The following is a 19,577-nucleotide window of genomic DNA, read 5'->3' as shown; positions in this document are numbered from 1 at the left end:
ATGCACCGCAACGCGCACTTCACGGAGGACAAAGGCGTGGCAGACCAGGGGGCCGCCCACACCAAGACCGACCCCGGAGGGCGGGAGGAAACCCACCCCGACCCCCAGCAACAAACCAGGTATCCTCCCGGCGCCCAGATCCTCGTCCGCGACGAGGAGTGGCTCGTCAAGAACGCCAAGCGGGTCGGCGTCCACGACGGTGACCGGATCGAAGCCATCGGCGTCTCGGAGTTCGTACGGGACGAGGAAGCCGTCTTCTTCACCGGCATCGACAAGGTCGATCTCCTCGAACCCGAGAACACCCGCCTGGTCCCCGACACCTCCTCCTACTTCCGCCGCAGCCGCCTCTTCCTCGAAGCCGTCCTGCGCAAGACCCCCCTCCCGCAGTCCGAACGTGGCCTCGCGCTCGCCGACCGCTTCCTGCTGGACCCGCTCGCCTACCAGCAACGCCCGGCCGAACTCGCCCTCTCCATGCGCAACCTGCGGCCCCGCATCCTCATCGCGGACGTCGTCGGACTCGGCAAGACTCTCGAAATCGGGCTGATCCTCGCCGAGTTGATCCGCCGCGGCCGCGGTGAGCGGATCCTCGTCGTCACCCCGCAGAGCATCCTGGAGCAGTTCCAGCGCGAGCTGTGGACCCGCTTCTCCATCCCCCTGGTCCGTCTGGACTCCCTCGGCATCCAGCGCATCCAGCGCGAAATCCCGGCCGGCCGCAACCCGTTCACGCACTACAAGCGCGTGATCATCTCGGTCGACACGCTCAAGAACATCGGCCAATACCGCCACCACCTGGAGCGCATCCAGTGGGACGCCGTCGTCATCGACGAATCCCACAACCTCATCAACCCGGGCAGCCAGCGCCGCGCCCTCGCCGAGATCCTCGGCCCGCGCACCGACGCTCTCCTGCTCGCCAGTGCCACCCCGCACAACGGCGACAAGCAGTCCTTCGCCGACCTGATCTCGCTCCTCGACCCGGCCGCCATCGCCGACCCGAACCACTACGACCCGGAGAAAGACCTCGGTCACCTCTTCATCCGCCGTACGAAGATCAGCCCCGAGGTCCGCGACCAGATGGGCGACGAGTGGGCCGACCGCGGCCCCACCGTCTCCCTCCACTGCACCGCCACCCCCGCCGAGGAGAAGATCTTCGCGGAGCTGACCGAGCACTGGCTGCCGGCCCGCCCCACCAGCACGGACTTCGGTACGGCCGACCAGGACCGGCAGTCCGTCGGCACGGACCGCCTCTTCCCCTTCAACCTGCTCAAGACCTTCCTCTCCTCCCACGTCGCCCTCGGCGAGACGGTCGCCACCCGCGCCAAGAACCTCGCCGAGAAGACCCGTAAAGCCGAGGAGAAGGGCCAGAAGCCCGACCCCGCCGTCGCTCGCGAGCAGGACGCCCTCGCCCGGCTCCGCGCCCTCACCGACTCCATCGGCGACGGCGGCGCCCCCGGCGACTCCGCCAAACTCGACGCCCTCGTCGAGCAGTTGAAGAAAATCGGCATCGGCCCGCGCAGCACCACCCGCGCCGTCGTCTTCTCCGAGCGCGTCAAGACCCTCAAGTGGCTCGCCAGGGTCGTTCCGCCGAGGCTCGGGTTCCCTGCGAAGGAGGCCACGGAGGACGCGAAGGCCGTTCGCCTCATGCACGGCGGGCTCAGCGACGACGAGCAGCAGAAGGTTCTTGAGGCGTTCGGTCTCGCCGAGAACCCGGTGCGTCTCCTCTTCACCGGTGATGTCGCCTCCGAGGGCGTCAACCTGCACCGTCAGTGCCACCACCTGATCCACTACGACATCCCGTGGTCGCTGATCCGCATCGAGCAGCGCAACGGCCGTATCGACCGGTACGGGCAGAAGCACGAGCCCCAGTTCCGCGCCCTGATCCTCACCTCCGCCAACCCCGCCGCCAAGGACGACCGCACCGTCGCCGAGAAGCTCCTCCAGCGCGAGGAGGAGGCCCACAAGCTGAACGGCACGGCGGAGGCGGAGACCGGCTACTACCGCGCCGAGGAAGAGGAAAGAAGGCTCATCCGCGAACTCGTCGAGGGCGGGACGGTCGAGGAGTTCCTCGACTCGGCCCCCGCCGCGGCCGGCGCCGACGACGGCATGCTCGCCGGTCTCTTCGGTCAGGTCGACTCGATCACCGAGCACGAGCTGCCGCCGCGCGCCGAGGTGCCGAGCCTCTTCGAGGGCGACACCTCCGCCTTCGTGGACGCGGCTTTCGCCGAGCTGTACGAGGAGCGGGCCGAGGACGTGATCGGGCTGGCCCGGGGCAAGGACCCCAAGGTGCCCAAGGGCGGCGAGTTCCTGTCCCTCTCCCCGGCCAAGGCGCCCGACCTGCTGTACCGGCTCAAGGCGCTGCCGCCCTCCTACCTCAGGGAGCAGGGTGTGGCCGAGCGCATGCTGGTCACGTTCGACCGCACGCTCGCCGAGCGCAAGCTCAGCGATGCCCGCGAGAGCTCGGACACCCAGTGGCCGAACGTCTCCTTCCTCACCGACATCCACCCGGTGGTGGAGTGGCTGACCGACAAGGTGCTCGTGCAGTTCGGTCGCCAGGAGGCGCCGGTCATCGCCTCCCCGTACGTCCGCCACCCCACGTTCCTGATCCAGGGCATCTACTCCAACGCGCTCGGCCGCCCCACCGTCGTGAAGTGGATGGCCGTCACGGGGCTGCCGAGCACCCCGGTCGTGGGCCCGCTCTCCGCCGCCCTGGACGCCGCCCGCGTCGGCCCCGCGCTTCCCGTCACCGGCGGCCCGCGCGACCCCGACCACCTCAAGTCCCTTGTCCCGGCGGCCGTTTCGGCGGCACGCGACCATCTGGAGCGTACGAAGGACGCGTGGGACGAGCTGATCAGCGAGCCGCTCGCCGAGTACCGCAAACAGCTTGCCGAGTGGCGTCAGGAGTCCCTGCTGCCCGGACTCTCCAGCCGCCGGCAGCGGCAGATCGAGGACACGGCGGACGAACAGGCGCACCTGCTCGACCAGTTGCAGACGTCGGGCCGTCCCCTGCTGCGCGTCCTGGCCGTCCTAGACAGGCCCGCCACCCCGGAGAACGCCCCCGGAGACGATCCCGCGGAAGCCCCCGGAGACGACCCTGCCGCACCCCCCGCAGCACACCCCGGAGACCACTCCGGCGACGGCGACCCCCGCGGAGAGCTGAAGTGACCTACGACTCGCTGGTCAACCACGGCGACTACCTCTCAGCCCACTACCTGGCCGAGGTCCTCCCCAAGGACCTCAAGGCCAAGGACGGACTGCTCGCCCGCTGGACGGCGTTCGAGGAGGCGGAGCGCCGCCGCCATGCCGAAGCCGTGGCCGACGCCAAGAGCATGGGCGAGAACGCAATGGACGCGGACACCGTCCCGCCGCGCCTCCGCACACCCCGCGAGGGCCTGCGCGCCCTGCACGGTCCGTACTTCGCGAGCCGCGCCGCCTTCGAGCAGGACACCGAGGCCGCCGCGAACCCCGACGAGCCCACCCCGGCCGACTGGTCCAAGCGCCTCACCGACCTCCACCTCGACACGCTCCGCGCGCTCGGCTTCACGCAGGCGCACGAGCAGACGGTCACGGTCCACCGCTCCGGGCACGAGTACGCCGTCCAGGCCGCCCACCACGAACCAGGGCTGATCACCGCCGTCTCCTGCGGCTGGACCGCCCGCCCCGACGCGGCCCTCGACCCCGACGGCCCCGGCCGCCTGCTGCACCCCGTCGCCCTGGAGGCCTCCGCCCGCCTCACCGATGGCAAGGCGCTCACCGACTTCCTCTTCGAGTGCGACGAACCCCCGCGCTACGTCCTCCTCCTGGCCGGCGGCGTCATCGTCCTGGCCGACCGGATGGCCTGGCACGAGGGCCGTTACCTCGCCGTCAGCCTCGACACCGCACTGCACCGCCGCGACGACCGAGGCGGCGGCGAACTCGACACCATCGCCGCCCTGTTCGGCGCCGACTCCATGCGCGTCCCCGAGGAGGGCGGCACGGCGCCGCTCGCCGACTTCGTCGACAAGTCCGGCAAGCACGCGGTGGGCGTCTCCACCGAACTCCGCGAAGGCCTGCGCCTGTCCGTCGAGTGGATCGCCAACGAGGTCCTGGCCCGGCTGCGCGAACAGGGCGTCACCGTCGACCAGTTGGACGACCCGGCCCGCTTCGCCAAGCAGCTGAGCCGTGAGTCACTGCGTTACCTCTACCGGCTCCTCTTCCTCCTCTACGCCGAGTCCCAGCCGGCCCTCGGCATCCTGCCGTCCGCCTATCCCGAGTACGCCCAGGGGTACGGCCTCCAGCGCCTCGGCGACCTCGTCGTACGCGACCTGATCGGCGAGAAGTCCCGCCAGGGCTTTCACCTGTACGAGTCCCTCGACCTGCTCTTCAAGATGGTCGAGAAGGGCCACCGCCGACACGGCAGCGAGCCCGAGGACCTGGCCGCCGAAGCCGCCGACCGGGAGGCGACGGCCGCCGAGACCGAGGCCGACCGGCTCCTCGCCGAGGGCGCCATCACGCGGAAGGAGCACGCCGAGCGCGTACACGAGGCCGGCCGCCTGCGCCGGTCCGCCGCGCTCAGCGCCGACACCGGGCTGCGCTTCGAGCCGCTGCGCTCCGAGCTGTTCAAGGAGGGCGCGGTACGGCTCATCGGGCAGGGGCGTCTCGACAACCCCGCGTACGACGGTGAAGGCTCCGAGGAGCCCCAGTACCTGGACACCCGCCTCCGCAACGAGACCCTGCACCGCGTCCTGCGCCGCCTCATGCTCACCAAGGGCAAGGGTCGCGAGCGCGGCGGCTTCATCTCGTACGCGCAGCTCGGCATCAACCAACTCGGCGCCGTCTACGAGGGGTTGATGTCCTACACGGGCTTCATCGCCGACGAGGACCTGTACGAGGTGGCCAAGGGCGGCGACCCCTCCGGCGGCAGCTGGATGATCCCGGCGTCCAGGGTGCAGGACTATCCGGACGAGGTCTTCGTCCAGCGCGAGGACAAGGACACGGGCCTGCTCGGGCGGGTCACGCATCCCAAGGGCTCGTTCGTGTACCGCCTCGCGGGCCGCGACCGCCAGACGTCCGCGTCGTACTACACCCCGCCCTCCCTCACGAAGGTGACGGTCGAGCTGGCGCTCAGGCACCGCCTCACCGACGACACCCCCGCGCGCGAACTCCTGGAGTGGAAGATCTGCGAGCCGGCGCTGGGCTCCGGCGCGTTCCTCAACGAGGCGATCGACCAGGTGGCGGAGGAGTATCTGCGGCGCCGGGAACGGGAGTTGGGGGAACGCGTCGACACCGAGCAGCGGCAGATCGAGCTGCAGAAGGTGAAGGCGTACATCGCGCTGCACAACGCGTACGGCGTCGACCTGAACGCCACGGCCGTGGAGCTGGCCGAGGTGTCGCTGTGGCTCAACACCATGCACCCCGGTATGCAGGCACCGTGGTTCGGCCTGCACCTGCGGCGCGGCAACTCGCTCATCGGGGCCGGGCGCAAGGTGTACGCGGCCGAGGACCTGCCCGGCGGCGCCTGGCTGGCGAAGAAGGACCCGCTGCCGCCGCGCGAACTCCCCTTCCGGGACGGTGAGTTGCCCGAAGGGGCCGTCCACCACTTCCTGCTGCCCGCCGCCGGGTGGGGCGCGGTCGCCGCCGAACCGGAGGCCAAGAAGCTCGCGGAGACGGAGGCCGTGGCGCTCGGGGCCTGGCGCAAGGGCATCCAGAAGGCGCCGAAGAAGAAGACCGACCAGCGACGGCTGCAAGGGGTCGCCCGACGGGTCGAGTTCCTGTGGAGCCTGGTCGCCAAGCGGCTCGAACTGTCCGAGCGGAAGGTGTCGCGGCGGATCGACGTATGGGGCGCGAACTGGCTGGAGCACTCGGGCGAGGCCGTCGAACGACAGCGGATCCTGGACGACCTGACGGCCAGCGGTACGCCGTACTGGCGGCTGAAGACGGTCATGGACACGTGGTGCGCGCTGTGGTTCTGGCCGCTCGACAAGGTGGCTGAGCTGGACGGTTCGGCGTATGTGTACGAGACGGGGGGCGCCCTTGTCGAGGAGGGCGAGCTGCGTCTACGGCCGGGCGCGACTGAGGCGGAGGCGAGCGCGCCGGAGGCCGCGCCGCCGCCGCCCGAGCCCATCGGGCCCGCTCCCGGGGACCTCGTGTGGGAGGCGGCGGGGATCTTCGACGATCCGGACGGGGAGCAGGGGGCGTTCGCGGCCGGGGATCCGGACAAGGGGCTGGAGGGCCGGAGGAAGCGCGGGGCGAGTGGGCGCGTGTCCCAGATCAAGGAGGACCCGTGGCGGAAGTGCATCCCGCTGAAGACGCTGGATGACTGGCTGGACTTCCTGGAGTTGGTGCTCGGGTCGAAGGATGTGCCTGAGGGTTCGTTCTTGGACGGCCTCGACAAGCTTCCGGTGGACGAGGCACTGGCTGAACTCTCGGCGTTCGAGGGGCACTTGGACGGCCAGATGGGCATGGACAGCGTCGGCAAGCTGCGGTTCCGGTTCCCGTGGCTCGACGTGGTCGCGGATGTCGCCGGGTCCACGGAGAAGGACATACAGGCTGAGGACGGGCATGGGTTCTTCCACTGGGAGCTGCACTTCGCGCATGTCTTCAAGGGGGAGAGGGGCGGGTTCGATCTGCAGGTGGGTAACCCGCCGTGGGTACGGCCGCGCTGGGAGGACAACCAGGTCCTCGCCGAGCACGAGCCGTGGTTCATGCTCACGGAGAAACCCGCGAAGGCCGAACGGACGCGTAGGCGCGACGAGTTGCTGGCCTCGGAGAAGGTACGTGGGTACCTGCGGGACGAGTTGGCCTCGCTGAGCGGCACGGTCGCCATGCTCGGTTCGGAGGTCACGTATCCGCTGCTCACGGGGCAGCCGGACTTGTACCGGGCGTTCATGTGCACCACCTGGGCGCACACGGCCAGGAAGGGCACGGTGGGGCTGCTCCACCCGGACTCGCACTTCAGTGGCGACAGGGAGGGCCGCCTGCGCGAGGCCGCATACGAAAGGCTCCGCGTCCACGGGGACTTCTCCAACCAGGGTTACCGCTTCTTCCCACCGCCGATCGGCCACGCCAGCCACTTCGGTCTGCACATCTACGGCGAGGCGCGCGAGATCGGCTTCGACCACCTGTCGTGGCTGTTCTCGGTGGACGCCCTGCGGTTGTCCGATCAGGACGACGGCACTGGCCCTGACCCAGGGGTTCGGTACGGCAGCAACTGGGACGAACGGCCGCACCGGAAGCGGATCGTGCGCGTGGACGAAGAGACGCTGGCCCGTTGGCAGCGCCTGACCGGCGACGAGGATCAGCCAGTACGACAAGGGCGACTGCTGTCCCCAGTGAGCACGGCCGAGGCCCAGGCAATCGAGGCGCTGGCCGACTATCCGCTGAGGCTGGCGGCGCACGATCCGCAGATCAGCAGTGGTTACCACGAGAGCGGCGCCAAGGCGGACGACCTCATCGACTACAACCACCACAGCCTGGACGACCGGATGTACCAGCCGACGGACTGGTCCGAGGCGATCCTCAAGGGCCCTCAACTTGGCCTGGCGAACCCGATGTTCAAGCAGCCGAGCCAGGGCAGTGGCGAGGTTCTCGGCCTCAACCCGCTCACGATGGCCGACGACGCCGTACCCGAGACCGAGTACGTGTACGTGGCCGACGCGGAGGTTTACAAGGCAGCTCAGGACCGCTGGATCGACCACCGGAAGCTGGCTGAACTGCGAGCTTCGGAGGAGGGGTTGGCCAAGGCGCGGGCTGCGGTGGCGAAGGCGCGTCTGGTGCTGCCGGAGAAGGTGACGGAACGGGACGTGGACGCGTATTTGGAGGAGCTGTCGCGGCGACCGTACACGGACTTCTACCGGGCGGCGTGGCGGGAGTTCATCGCTCCGGACACCGAGCGCAGCCTCTACGCTGCCGTCCTTCCTCCTGGACCTGCCCACGTCCATGCGGTCCGCAGTGCGGCGCTGCCGAGCAACCGCGGCACGGTTCTGACTGCCGGATTCTGGTCCGGCATTCCGGTCGACTACCTGCTGCGGTCCACCAAAGTCCGGCATCTCGATGTGACCCCGGCGCGTCGACTCCCCGCGCCAGCTTCCGACCACCCGCTTGCGGCACCGCTGTTGTTGCGCACCCTGCGGCTCAACTGCTTGACGGAGGCGTACGCCGACCTCTGGGCCGAGTTGTACGACCCGAAATGGCCCGCCTACGAACCCTGGGCGTGCGACTGGCCCGGACTGAGCCCCCTACACGAGGTCACGCCGACCTGGAACCGCTCGACGCCCCTGCGGACCGAGCGGGCGCGCCGGGCCGCGTTGGTCGAGATCGACGCGCTGGTGGCCGTGTGGCTGGGAGTGAGTGCCGACGCTCTGGTGGCCATGTACAAGTCCCGCTTCCCGATCATGCAGGACTTCGACGCCGTGATGTGGTTCGACGCCAACGAGCGCAGGATCGCGGGCAGTCGCCACACTTACGGTTTCGGTCAGACCAAGGAGCACTACGAGCAGCTGCTCGCCTTCAAGAACGGCGAGCGAACCGAGCCTCCCGAGGGCTACACCGCGCCCTTCTACAAGGCCGACCGTGAGGCGGAGATGCGCGTTGCTCACGCCTACTTCGAGGCGCGGCTCAACAACGCCAAGTGAACGACTGTGCCCTGCACCGGAGTTGACCGGTTGCAGGGCACGGCGTTGTGAACGGTCAGGCCTGGGCGGCGTACGAGACGAAGTCGGTCCACGCTGTGGGGGTGAGGGCGAGTTGCGGGCCCTGCTCGTCCTTGGAGTCCCGGACGTGGACGGTGTCGGGGCAGGTAGCGACCTCTACGCAGTCGCCGGAAGCGCTGCTGCTGTAGCTGCTCTTGAACCAGGCCAGGTCGGACGTGCTCATAGGTCTCCTCGCATCCGCTGCAACAGGCTCATGGAGTCCTGGATGGTAAGAGCCTGTGAACGCATCCTGGCATACCGCCTCTGGAGCACGCTGACCACTTTCGAGTCCGAGATCAACTGGCCGCTCTCCGGGGCCTCGGTGTAGGCGAACCACTTGTTCTCGGGGGTTTCCAGCAGCTGCACGGGGCCGTGTAGCCCAGCGTGTGATTCCTGCACCAGAGGCATGATCTGGATCTCGACGTTCCGCAGCCGGCCGATGTCCAGCACGTGGTCGATGAGCTCCCGCGTGACCTCCGCGCCGCCTGTCCGCCGTACAAACAGCTGCTCTTCCAGGATGAAGCCGAACGTAGTGTTCGGCCGCTCCGTCAGCAGCAGCTGTCGCTCCGTCCGGGCAGCCCACCGTTCCTCGATCTGTGCGTCGTCCAACGGCGGCAACTGATCGGCGGCCAACGCCCGCGCGTACGCCTCCGTCTGAAGCAACCCCGGAATCATGCGGCACTCGTACGTATACAGCGTGATCGCCACTGCCTCCAGCCGAGCCCACTGCCGGAACCACGCCGCCAACCCCGGCTGCCGCGCCAGATGCCGTACCGCCTTCCGCAGCGCCCCCGTGTTCCCCGTCGCCTCCTCCGCCCGCTCGGCGAACCTCGGGTCCGGCATCCGTCGCCCCAACTCCACCGACGCCACCGTGTGCTTGGAGAACCGCACCCGGTCGGCGAACTCCTGCCTGCTCAGCCCCGCGTGCTCGCGCAGGGCCTGGACCACCGCGCCGAACGTCCGCAGACTGTCCGAGGACTCCGGCTCACCCCGGAAGGTAGCCGGAACGCCGTCGGTCCCCTCCGGCGGCGTACCGTCCGCGTCCGCCCCGCCGACATCCGTACCGACCGTGTCATCGGCCACCTGTGGCCACCTCCCGCGCACCCGCCCCGCCGCACACACCCAACCCGCCCATCGTTACGGCACGTCACGAGTACTGTCCAGTCCGTAACCGCGTACGCTCGCGCAGCGTACGCGGGGCGGACCTGGTGAAGTCTCCTTCCGGGCCGCCGCATTGGGCACACGGCACGACCCGCCACCCGCCAATGCACGTGTGTTCACCCAGCGCTTCAGCGCCACCCCGCTCGGCGTCCGCCTGGTCGACGGTGTGCCCAGCGTCTATGAGGCGCAGGAGCGGCACGGCCGGGTCGATCCCGCAGCGCCTCGTGTGGGCCATGCCCAGTGAGATGTTGCCGTCAGGCGGGCCGATTCCCCGGCGGCGGAGGGACCCCGCCATGCGGGAGGTCAGGCGTTTGCCTCCCTGACCAGGTCGGCGACGCCCGTCCGCCGGAAGTTGAGGCCGCAGTCGGGACACCAGACGGTGGGCGGGATGCGAACGGCCTCGCCGCACGACGGGCATGACAGGACCATCCCCTGCCGCGGGCAGTCGTCCTGCGCGATGGCCAAGTCTCCGGCGCAGTGCGGGCACGCCACAACCTGCGCCATGTGCGGGATCCGCTTCCCGAATCCGCAGCCGATGCACGCCAGCCCCTCGGAACTCCCCGGTCCCCGCACGGCGAACCGCTCCCGCAGCCGCTCGTTGAGGTCGGGTAGCAGGCGTTCGCAGGTCGCGCAGACCATGTCCGGTTCGAAGACGAACGTCACCTGCCGGCAGCCGAGGCACGGCGCGGTCGAGGACCCGTGCCGCAGCACACGCTTGGCCACAGCGCGCGTGACGAACTCGTGGTCCTCCGTCCCGCACGCCGGGCACGTCGGCACGGAGTCCGCCTCACGAGCGGTCCTGTCGCACCCGGTGCACGCGGCTCCTCCGTCACCGCGCCCGTCCTGTCCCGGGCCGGACGGCGACTGGGAGGGAGAGAGCGGCGGCCTGCGGCGAGGGCGGAGCCAACGGAGAACCATGGCATGAGGATCGTGCTTCGCACTCGGTATGTCGACTCGGTGACGCAAAGGCAACCCCGTGGACCCGATAGCCGGACACGTAGGTGTTCCCAGCGTGCCCGGTGGCCCCAGTCTCGCGGCGGCAGGCGTCCAGCCCGCCCGAACCAGGCCGCCCACGGTTACGGGACGTTATGAGTACCGTCCAGCCCAGGGCCGCGTACGCTCGCGCAGCGTACGCGGCTCAGACCTGGTGAAGTGCCCTTCCGGGCCGCCGCATTGGGCGCATGACGCGACCGGCCACCTGCCAACACCCCGTCACCGTACGTGTGTTCACCCAGCGCTTCAGCGCCACCCCGCTCGGCGCCCGCCTCACTCGCGTTTCCTGATGTGCCCGCAATGTCAAGGCAGTTGGCACAGGCGCACCCGTACAGGCTTGATCACTCTCGGCCTGTCCGTGGTAGACTTGGCCCGGGCGCGAACATGTGCTCGGGCAATGTCGCAGTCGAACGGGGGCGGACACAGTGTCATGGGACGAGGAGTGGGCTCAGCTCAAGGCTGATGCCCTGGCGCGTCAACAGCAGTCGACTCACATGCAGCTGAACCAGTTGCCTGCCGACGTCGGGGGATCCTCCAATGGTCCGGGGGGTTACGGAGACGGGTTCTCCGTCAACGCGGCCTCCGTCGACGGAAGTTCGCATCTGCTCATCGAGATCGCAGGAGTTCTGTACGAAGGGCGGATGGACGCAGAGAACGCGACGAACTGCCGTGTTCCCCGCTCCCACGCCGACGTGGCCGCGAAAGTCGACACCTTCGCCCGCTACGCCAAGGACCAGTACGACGACGCGGTCGTGCTGCTCGCGGCGCTGGCCGGCCATCTGAAGTCCGCGAACAACACGTACGCCCAGTACGACCAGCGCATCCGCGATCAGTTGCGATCGGTCCTCGTGAGCGGGAGCTACATCGAAGCCAAGGACCGGTGATCCACGGTGGCCTACCGCGAGGACGTCGAGTTCCTCGAGGACTCGAACCCGGCGCTCATCGAGCGCAGCGCGGCGGAGTTCACCCGCCTGCGCAAGCTGATCGACACCACCGACGACGCCTTCCGCAAGGCGGGCAAGGTGGACTGGCAGAGCGAAGGCCGTGACCTGTACGTCAAACGCCTGGGCGAGGCCAAGGAACTCACCGACGCCCTGGCCGAAGCCTTCCACACGGCGGGAAAGGCTCTCTCGTCGTACGCGGACGCGGTCACCACGGCCAAGAGTCACTTCGAGAGCGGACAGCAGACCGAGAGCAAGCTCGCCGAGGTGATGTCCCAGGAGGCCACCGCCATCACCCCCACCGCGCGAGCCGCGGAGCCTCTGCGACAGTGGGAGGACCTGCGGGGCACCACGGGGGTACTGGACTGGTTCGCCGAGGTGAGCGTCGACGTGGACGCCATCCGTGAGGACGCCGAGCGCTACTACAACCAGACCAAGGGCCACTACAGCGATGCCCTGCGCGTGGAGTCCGAGGCGCGCGAGAAGTGCATCGCCGACGTCCAGGCCGCGTACCGCTCCCTGCCCGACTTCCGCAGCCCGATCGGCGACCCCGCCCAGCTCCTGAAGAACCTGGGCCCGCTGCGCGCCGAGGCGCGGCAGGCCGGCGACAACCCCTACGCCCAGCTTCCGGGCTCCGGCCCCAAGGTGGACGCCTTCCCCACGCTGGGCGACCACGTCGTGATCTCCGAGCCCCTGTACCGCATCAAGATGCGCGTCGACGGTCTGCCCGAGGGTCAGGGGAACAACTACTGGCTGCCGTCGACCTCCGACGAGGACCGCCGCGCGTACATATCGGCCAACAAGGAACTCATCAATGCCGCCGCCCTGGACTCCGGGCTGCCGCCCGAGATGGTCGCCGGCATCGCCTGGCAGGAGGTCGCGGGCGATCCCAGCGTCATGGACGACTTGGCGTACGAGGGCCGCCAATGGCTCCCCGGTGCGGAGGACCCCGACCGGACCTCGGTGGGCCCCATGTCGATCCAGATCCGCCGTGCTGCCGAGGTCCTCGGGTACGACCCGCACAACCTCACCGACATGCAGCGGGACGCCGTCGTGGAAGCGACGAAGGACCCGGCTCAGAACGTCTTCATCGCATCCGAGTACCTGGCTCAGCTCAAGGCGGAGAGCGGCTTCGCCGATGTACCGCCCGACCAGATGACCCGCGTCCAGATGCAGGAGTTGGCCGCCCGCTACAACGGTGGCCCGTACTACGAGAGCGACGCAGCCCAAGCGTATGGTCGGGGCTTCGATCAGAAACTGGACAACGCCAAGGAGGCCATGCGGTGAGCAGCCCCGCCCACCACACGACACCCCAGGCAGCCACAGGCCGGGGCCCCGGCGCCCGCATGGGTTCCGCTGTCTGCGGGTTCGTCCTCGCACTGCCGCATCTGGTGGCGGTCTACTTCATGCTTCTCGCTTACCTGGCCGACCCCGCCGGCCCTTGGGACAGCGAGACCGTCGCCCACTCCAACTTCGCTTCCGGTCTCGTCCTGGTCGTCTCGGCCGTCACGGCCCTGCTGACATGGCTGTTCGTCAAGGCCACGTGGCTACGCAAGTGGTGGTACGCCATCCCCACGGTCCTGGTCATCGCCGCGCTGCTGCGGCTGACGGTGCTCGCGCCGGAGATCTGAGAGGGCCTTCTGCGACTACGAGGTGCCGCCAGGTGGGCCGATTCCCCGGCTCCGTAGCTCCCATCAGGCGTTGGTTCGACACTTCCGGTGGCGAGCGGATCTCCGCTTGGGCATGATCACGCCCATGGTTTCAACGGTGACGAACATAGCGATCGACTGTGCAAACGCATACCAACTGGCGCGGTTCTGGAGTGAGGTGACCGGACACCCGCTGGATCCCGAGGACGAACCGGGTGACGACGAGACCGAGATCATGCTGCCCGGCGGGCCGGCCTTGCACTTCAACGAGGTTCCGGAGCCGAAGTCGGCCAAGAACAGGCTCCATCTGTGCCTGCGCCCGGATACCTCACGGGACGCGGAGGTCGAGCGACTGCTGACGCTTGGAGCATCCCTGGTCGCCGACCACCGCAAGCCCAGCGGCTGGGGCTGGGTCGTTCTTGCCGATCCGGAGGGCAACGAGTTCTGCATCTTGCTGGCCGAATCCGAGCGGGTCGCGCTGAAGTCTTCTCGGCAACGTGACGGTTACGGGACGTTATGAGTACCGTCCAGCCCAGGGCCGCGTACGCTCGCGCAGCGTACGCGGGTCGGACCTGGTGAAGTGCCCTTTCGGGACGCCACATTGGGCACATGACACCACCGGCCACCCGCCAACACCCCGTCACCGTACGTGTGTTCACCCAGCGCTTCAGCGCCACCCCGCTCGGCGCCCGCCTCGCCCGCCACCTCGCCCTGAACCAGCTGCACGACTGGGGCATCCCGCACGGCACCCGGGCCTCCGACACCGCCGCCGTGATCGTCGCGGAGCTGTCCGCCAACGCGGTCACCCACGGCCGCGTATCGGGCCGCGACTTCGAACTGTGCCTCTCCCTCATCCCGGGCAGCCTGCGCATCGAGGTCACCGACACCCGCACCGAAGCGCGCCCGCCCGGCCCCGGCGACGTAAAGCCTCCGGAGCCCCTGGCCGACTCCGGCCGTGGCCTCGTCCTCGTCGAGGCGCTCGCCGACCGGTGGGAGATCCTGAACCGTGAACCCCCGGGCAAAACCGTACGAGCCGAAATCGACCTGCCCCACTGGCTGTCCCTGTTCAAGCAACACCTGAACCAGAGCGACGACGCCCCGGCATACGACCGGGACTTCGACCGCGAACCGGGCGCCGCAGGGGAGGCATTGAAGTGAGCACCCCGACGGCCGCCTCGAACGGCTGGGTCGACGCGGCCGTGCCCAGCGCGGCGTTCGCCCGCTGAAGAGCAGATGTGCGGAGGCAGCGGTGCGGAAAAGGTGAAGGCAGGCAACCTTGCCGCTGCTCGACTGCTCTGGACGTACATGCACAAGGTCATGTCTCGTCGCACCAGGATGCCCGTCCGGCAAGGGCGCGGTTCGGGCGGCTCCGGGCCGGGAGCCGGAACGTATGCTCTGCGGCCCTGGGCCGGGGACTGGGGGGTGAGTACGAGATGAGTGACACGTACGTGAGCATGCGCGCGGCCAAGATCAACATGGCGATCGCCGTGGTCCTGCTGCTCGTCATCGTCGCCGTGGTGGTCCTGCGTGCCGTCGGCGGCTCCGACATGACCTGGAACTACGACAAAGCGTTCGACCAGAGGGACAACGGCACGACCGTGCTGTCCGACGTGATGGCGACCGCCGCCGACGACATCTGGGCGGCGGGCCAGTCCACCCCCAACACCCGCAAGGCAGGAGACGAGTCGGCCGACCACGGCTTCCTCCTGCACCACGACGGCACCGGCTGGCAGCGCCGCCCCATGCCGGCGTCGTTCGGCACCAGCGTCTACGACGCGCGCTTCGACGCCGTGGACTCCGGCGGACTGCTGCTGACAGCCAGCCTCGACCTGAACTCGCTGCGGATGGCGCACTGGGACGGCATCCGCTGGACGGCGCTGCCCAAGCTCCCCGGCGATCCCCGGGCCGCCGACATCAAGGCCCTCGCCCCGGACGACATCTGGGTCCTCGACGGCGGGACCAGGGCGTACCACTGGGACGGCACCCGCTGGACGGCCATGGACCTGCCCACCACCGTCACCGCACTCGACGGGGTCGCGTCCGACGACCTGTGGGCGGTCGGCGACCGCTACGGGAAGGAGGACGCGGGCCCGGGGCTGCCGGGCGGCCAGCCCGCCGCCGTGCACTGGGACGGCCGCGCCTGGAAGCTCGTACCGACGCCGGAGTACCACTACAAGGTCCCGGCCCCCGAACAGACGGCGCTCCTCACCGAGGTCGTCGCGCTGGACGGCGACGTACACGCCTACGGCGAGCTCACCTCCGTCAGCGAGGACGACGAACCCGACCCACCGACGGAGCACATCCACCTGCGCTGGAACGGCACCCGCTGGACCAAGCTGCCGAACACCGAGGGAGCATGCGCCGACCGCACCCAAGCGGTGCGCGACGGCGACCGTGGGGAGATCCTCAGCGCCCGCAAGTACCTCACCGCGGACGGCAGTTGCGAACGCATCACGGATCCGAAGCCACCGAGCGGCTACGGCATCAAGGGAAGGGCATGGTTCCGGCTGAACGCCATCACGGCGGTCCCGGGCACCGACAAGATCCTTGGAGTCGGCTCCGTGGCATCGGCGAGCAGCGACCCCGCGTACAAGGTCATCATCGTCAGCCTGAAGAGGTGAGGCGGAGGGGGGAGGCTGTTGCGCGAGCTTGTGACACTTGGCCGGGAGTGGCGTGAACGGGTGCGGTCATTCACGAGTTCAAACTCAGTAAGGTGCCGGAGGACATGGCAATGCCATGTACTGCGGGCACGGCGAAGCCGATGAGGAGATGCAGCGGACATGGCAGGGCTGGAGAGCGAAGACGACCCCCGCGGGGTGCTCTTCGAGAGGCCCGTCGAGATCGGAGCGAACGGGCGGCCTACCGGCGTCGAGTTGGAGCTGCCGCCCGATGAGCCGGACCGGCTGCCGAAGGCCCTCGACTGGGAGAGCATCAGCATCGAGACGGAGAGCACCACGGTCGACGTGCTGATGTCCCGGCTCCGTAAGAAGGCGTTGGATCTGGCTCCGGACTTCCACCGCCGGGCCGGCATGTGGAGCGATGTACAGCAGAGCAGGTTCATCGAGTCGCTTCTGCTGGGCCTCCCTGTCGCTCCCTTCCACATGGCGCAGCAGGAGGACGACACTTGGTCCGTCGTCGACGGCGGCCAGCGGCTCACCGCCATCGCCCGGCTCATGATCCCCGGCTTCGCCGAGTTGCCGCCCCTGACCCTTCGGGGTCTGGAGTACCTGCGGCAGTACGAGGGCGTCGCCCACCTGCGCGGGCGCATGCGCATCCGGCTTCTCGAAACGCCGGTCGTGGTCCACCTCGTCCTGCACACCACCCCGGACGTCGTGAAGTTCAACGTGTTCTCCCGGCTCACCACGGGCGGGTCGCCGCTCACCCCGCAGGAGATCCGGCACGCGATGATCCCCGGCCCCGCCCGTCAGTTGCTCGCCGACCTCGCGGAGCATCCGGCCTTCGGCGAGGCCACCGGGTTCGATGTGTCGAACGAGCGGATGCACGACCGCGAGCTGGTGCTCCGCTTCCTGGCCTACCGGGTGACACCGCACGGCCCGGACCTGGACCAGGACTACGAGCAGTTCCTGACCCGCGCCATGCGCCGCCTCAACGCGCAGACGGAACAGCAACTGTCTTGGGACGAAAGGCAGTTCAGGGAGGCCATGAGGTGCGCGCGGGCCGTCTTCGGACGTCAGGCCTTTCGCAGGTCACTCGGCCATCGGCGCCAACTGCCCATCAACAAGGCCCTGTTCGAGACCGTTGCCGTCAATCTCGCGGCCCTGGATGACCGGCCGCGTGACGCACTGGTAGCGTCGCGTGACGAAGTCCGTGACGGTCTGTCGGCTCGTCTCACGGGGGACTTCGCCTTCGAACGCGCCCTGACCGTCGACCCCGGCCACCCGGACAACGTACGGACGCGGTTCGAGGTGGTGGCGCGACTCTTCCGGGAGGTACTGAGCGGTGATTGACCGGCTGACGCTGACCAATTTCAAGGCGTTCCAGCACGCGGACATACCGCTCGGCCCGCTCACCCTGCTGACCGGGCTCAACTCCTCGGGCAAGAGCACGGTGCTGCAGGCGCTGGCGTTACTTCGGCAGTCGTGGACGTCGGGCAATCTCGCGATCGACCGCCGCGACTACCCCCGCGGCTCCTACAGCAATGAGGTCGGGCTCCTTCTGAACGGCGAGTTCGTCGGGCTCGGTACGGGTCAGGACGTCCTGCACGAGGACTTCGCCGGGGACGAGCCGGCGATCACGCTGGCCGTCAACGAGGGGCTGTACCGCTACGAATGGACGGTGGCCTACGAGCCCGAGCAGAACTTGCTGCCGCTGGCCGACATCCGGGTGCCGGCGGAAGAGGACTGGGTGATCGCCCCGCCGGAGGAGTTGGCACCCCGCTACTTCACGGACGGCTTCCAGTACCTCCACGCCGATCGCATCACACCCACCGAGCGCTACCCCCGCGACCACCACATGGCCGTCAGGCGCGGCTTCCTCGGCATACGGGGCGAACACACCGTCAACTTCCTTCGCCACCACGCGGGCGACGAAGTACCCGAGGGACCGCTACAACACCGGCGCGCCGCCTCCGGCCGCCTTCTCGACCAGGTTGCCGCCTGGATGGGGGAGTTGTGTCCGGGTGTGCACATCAGGACCGATGTCATCGAGCGGACGGACTCGGTACTGCTGTCGTACGCCTTCGGGAACGCGCCGGCTCCGACGCAGAGGCGCCCGACGAACGTCGGCTTCGGCCTCACGTACGCCCTGCCCATCGTCGTCGCCTGTCTCAGCGCACGGCCCGGGAGCCTCGTACTCCTGGAAAACCCGGAAGCACATCTGCACCCGCACGGGCAGACGGCCATGGCCCAACTGGCCGCCGCGTCAGCGCGACAGGGCGCCCAGCTCGTCGTCGAGACGCACAGCGACCACGTGCTCAACGGCATGCGGCTCGCGGTGAAGCGGGGCGTACTGCCGGCCGATCAGGCGGTCGTGCACTACTTCCGCAACGACGCCGCGGGCGCGCAGGTGATCACCCCGAAGATCGACGCGGACGGCCTGCTCGACCAGTGGCCCGAGGGTTTCTTCGACGAGCTGGACCACACGCTCGACCAGCTTCTTGACTGAACCGCCTGAGCCGTCCGTTCCGTTCACGCCCAGCAACCCAATCACCGAGTAGGGGGACTCGTGCCGCTGCTGCTGTTCCTGAACGAGAGGTCATGTGGAACCGACTGCGAGCCGTTACGCGCAGACCGGGCCATGAACCAGTTCGCCAGGACCGCGGTGGCGGTCGCGCGGGCGGACCGGAGCGGCACGGTGCTGGTCTGCGAGGTGCCGCTCAAGCAGCTTGAGATCGCGGACGGCTACCCGATCGGGAAGTGGATCGGCAACCCGAAGAACCGCGACCCGTGGCAGCGGCTGCGGCTGATGCAGAGCAAGGCCCCGTTCAAGACGGTGTTCCCGGACGGCGAGGATCCGCTGGACGTCGAGTACCGGCACGAGGGGGTCACCGTGGCGGGACTCGGCGGGGCCCATCTGATGGACGGCCTGGGCATCTCGTTGCCCGTGCACGCTCGCTGGGACGCCGGCCTGCTGCCGCTGGAGTGCGAGCAGCTCGTCGAGTCGGAGGACGGCACGACCGGCACACAGGTCGATGACGTCGAGGTCCGCCATGTCTCGGCCGAACGGCACCTCGACGCGCACCTGGCGTGGATCCGGACGGCGCGCGACACCGCCGTACACACGGGGGCGCAGCTGTGGGAACGGCGCGCGGAACTCTTCCCGCATCTCCAGTTCCTGCCGCGGGTCGAGGCCGATCTGCGGGGCCTGCCCCAGGTGTGGGTGGGGCCCGTGCGCAGGCGGCTCGGCGAGTTGGAGGAGGCCGCGGCCGAGTGGGACCCGCAGGCGCGGCCGGAGGGGCCGCGGTGGCGGTCGTGGGTGACGGGGGAGCACCAGGGGCGCAGGCGGGACTGCTGGTTCACCGATCTCGACGGGCAGCAGGCGCTCTTCGACACGCACTCCCGGTTCACGCCGGACGAAGGGCGGGTGCACTTCCGGCTCGTGCCCGAGGACAAGGCCGTGCGGGTCGCGTATCTGGGCAGGAAGCGCGGCATCTGAGGGGTCACGGCCGGCCCGCCGTCCCTTACGGTTGGGACACATCATGATCCAGCGCC

At 69.1% G+C, this 19,577-nt stretch carries 15 protein-coding genes; 12 read left to right on the top strand and 3 right to left on the bottom strand.

Going from position 1 to position 19,577, the window contains the following annotated elements:
* The first annotated feature begins 36 nt into the window (after nucleotides 1-36).
* Nucleotides 37-3,159, top strand: a complete 3,123-nt coding sequence (locus tag OP79_RS01325; RefSeq protein ID WP_342669484.1) for an SNF2-related protein — start codon at nucleotides 37-39, stop codon at nucleotides 3,157-3,159.
* Nucleotides 3,156-8,606, top strand: a complete 5,451-nt coding sequence (locus OP79_RS01320) for a DNA methyltransferase family protein (RefSeq protein WP_037973397.1) — start codon at nucleotides 3,156-3,158, stop codon at nucleotides 8,604-8,606. The genes OP79_RS01325 and OP79_RS01320 overlap by 4 nt, the downstream gene beginning before the upstream one ends.
* Nucleotides 8,607-8,661: 55 nt before the next feature.
* Here OP79_RS01320 and OP79_RS01315 read toward each other — a convergent pair whose 3' ends face one another.
* Both OP79_RS01315 and OP79_RS01310 read right to left on the bottom strand, forming a co-directional pair.
* The gene (locus OP79_RS01315; RefSeq protein ID WP_033317971.1) at nucleotides 8,662-8,847 is read right to left on the bottom strand and encodes a DUF397 domain-containing protein; all 186 of its coding nucleotides are present in this window, start codon (nucleotides 8,845-8,847) and stop codon (nucleotides 8,662-8,664) included.
* Entirely contained in the window at nucleotides 8,844-9,746 is a 903-nt protein-coding gene (locus OP79_RS01310) for a helix-turn-helix domain-containing protein (protein ID WP_033317970.1), read from the bottom strand. The genes OP79_RS01315 and OP79_RS01310 overlap by 4 nt, the downstream gene beginning before the upstream one ends.
* A 190-nt stretch (nucleotides 9,747-9,936) precedes the next feature.
* Between OP79_RS01310 and OP79_RS57990 the strand changes: the two genes are divergently transcribed.
* Nucleotides 9,937-10,068: a hypothetical protein gene (locus tag OP79_RS57990; protein ID WP_281193019.1), complete on the top strand. Its 132-nt coding sequence runs from the start codon at nucleotides 9,937-9,939 to the stop codon at nucleotides 10,066-10,068.
* Between the two features lie 59 nt (nucleotides 10,069-10,127).
* Here the strand turns inward: OP79_RS57990 and OP79_RS01305 are convergent, their stop codons facing one another.
* Nucleotides 10,128-10,601 carry a hypothetical protein gene (locus OP79_RS01305; protein ID WP_033317969.1) on the bottom strand — a complete coding sequence of 158 codons (474 nt, stop codon included), beginning with the start codon at nucleotides 10,599-10,601 and terminating at the stop codon, nucleotides 10,128-10,130.
* Nucleotides 10,602-11,311: 710 nt separating this feature from the next.
* Between OP79_RS01305 and OP79_RS01300 the strand changes: the two genes are divergently transcribed.
* From OP79_RS01300 to OP79_RS01260, 9 genes are all read left to right on the top strand, one after another.
* Nucleotides 11,312-11,701 carry a hypothetical protein gene (locus OP79_RS01300; protein WP_033317968.1) on the top strand — a complete coding sequence of 130 codons (390 nt, stop codon included), beginning with the start codon at nucleotides 11,312-11,314 and terminating at the stop codon, nucleotides 11,699-11,701.
* A 6-nt stretch (nucleotides 11,702-11,707) separates the two neighbouring features.
* A complete protein-coding gene (locus OP79_RS01295) occupies nucleotides 11,708-13,045 on the top strand; it encodes a lysozyme family protein (protein WP_033317967.1) in 1,338 nt (445 codons plus the stop codon).
* Nucleotides 13,042-13,389 carry a hypothetical protein gene (locus OP79_RS01290; protein ID WP_033317966.1) on the top strand — a complete coding sequence of 116 codons (348 nt, stop codon included), beginning with the start codon at nucleotides 13,042-13,044 and terminating at the stop codon, nucleotides 13,387-13,389. Before OP79_RS01295 ends, OP79_RS01290 begins: the two co-directional genes overlap by 4 nt.
* 124 nt (nucleotides 13,390-13,513) lie before the next feature.
* The gene (locus tag OP79_RS01285; protein WP_033318132.1) at nucleotides 13,514-13,927 is read left to right on the top strand and encodes a VOC family protein; all 414 of its coding nucleotides are present in this window, start codon (nucleotides 13,514-13,516) and stop codon (nucleotides 13,925-13,927) included.
* A gap of 89 nt (nucleotides 13,928-14,016) precedes the next feature.
* Nucleotides 14,017-14,565 carry an ATP-binding protein gene (locus OP79_RS01280; protein ID WP_078491547.1) on the top strand — a complete coding sequence of 183 codons (549 nt, stop codon included), beginning with the start codon at nucleotides 14,017-14,019 and terminating at the stop codon, nucleotides 14,563-14,565.
* A 275-nt stretch (nucleotides 14,566-14,840) separates the two neighbouring features.
* Complete coding sequence (locus OP79_RS01275; RefSeq protein WP_033317965.1) at nucleotides 14,841-16,028, top strand: hypothetical protein; 1,188 nt, start codon at nucleotides 14,841-14,843, stop codon at nucleotides 16,026-16,028.
* A 159-nt stretch (nucleotides 16,029-16,187) separates the two neighbouring features.
* Nucleotides 16,188-17,375: a DUF262 domain-containing protein gene (locus OP79_RS01270; RefSeq protein WP_051744297.1), complete on the top strand. Its 1,188-nt coding sequence runs from the start codon at nucleotides 16,188-16,190 to the stop codon at nucleotides 17,373-17,375.
* Nucleotides 17,368-18,531: an AAA family ATPase gene (locus tag OP79_RS01265; protein ID WP_033317964.1), complete on the top strand. Its 1,164-nt coding sequence runs from the start codon at nucleotides 17,368-17,370 to the stop codon at nucleotides 18,529-18,531. Before OP79_RS01270 ends, OP79_RS01265 begins: the two co-directional genes overlap by 8 nt.
* Nucleotides 18,532-18,663: 132 nt before the next feature.
* Nucleotides 18,664-19,521 (top strand): hypothetical protein, encoded by an 858-nt coding sequence (locus OP79_RS01260; RefSeq protein ID WP_033317963.1) that lies wholly within the window; start codon nucleotides 18,664-18,666, stop codon nucleotides 19,519-19,521.
* Nucleotides 19,522-19,577 lie beyond the last annotated feature (56 nt).

This window comes from Streptomyces yerevanensis (assembly GCF_000716805.1).
Taxonomy (GTDB): domain Bacteria; phylum Actinomycetota; class Actinomycetes; order Streptomycetales; family Streptomycetaceae; genus Streptomyces; species Streptomyces flaveus.
The sequence above is the reverse complement of the archived record's forward strand: the minus strand, read 5'-3'. Positions and strand labels throughout refer to the sequence as shown.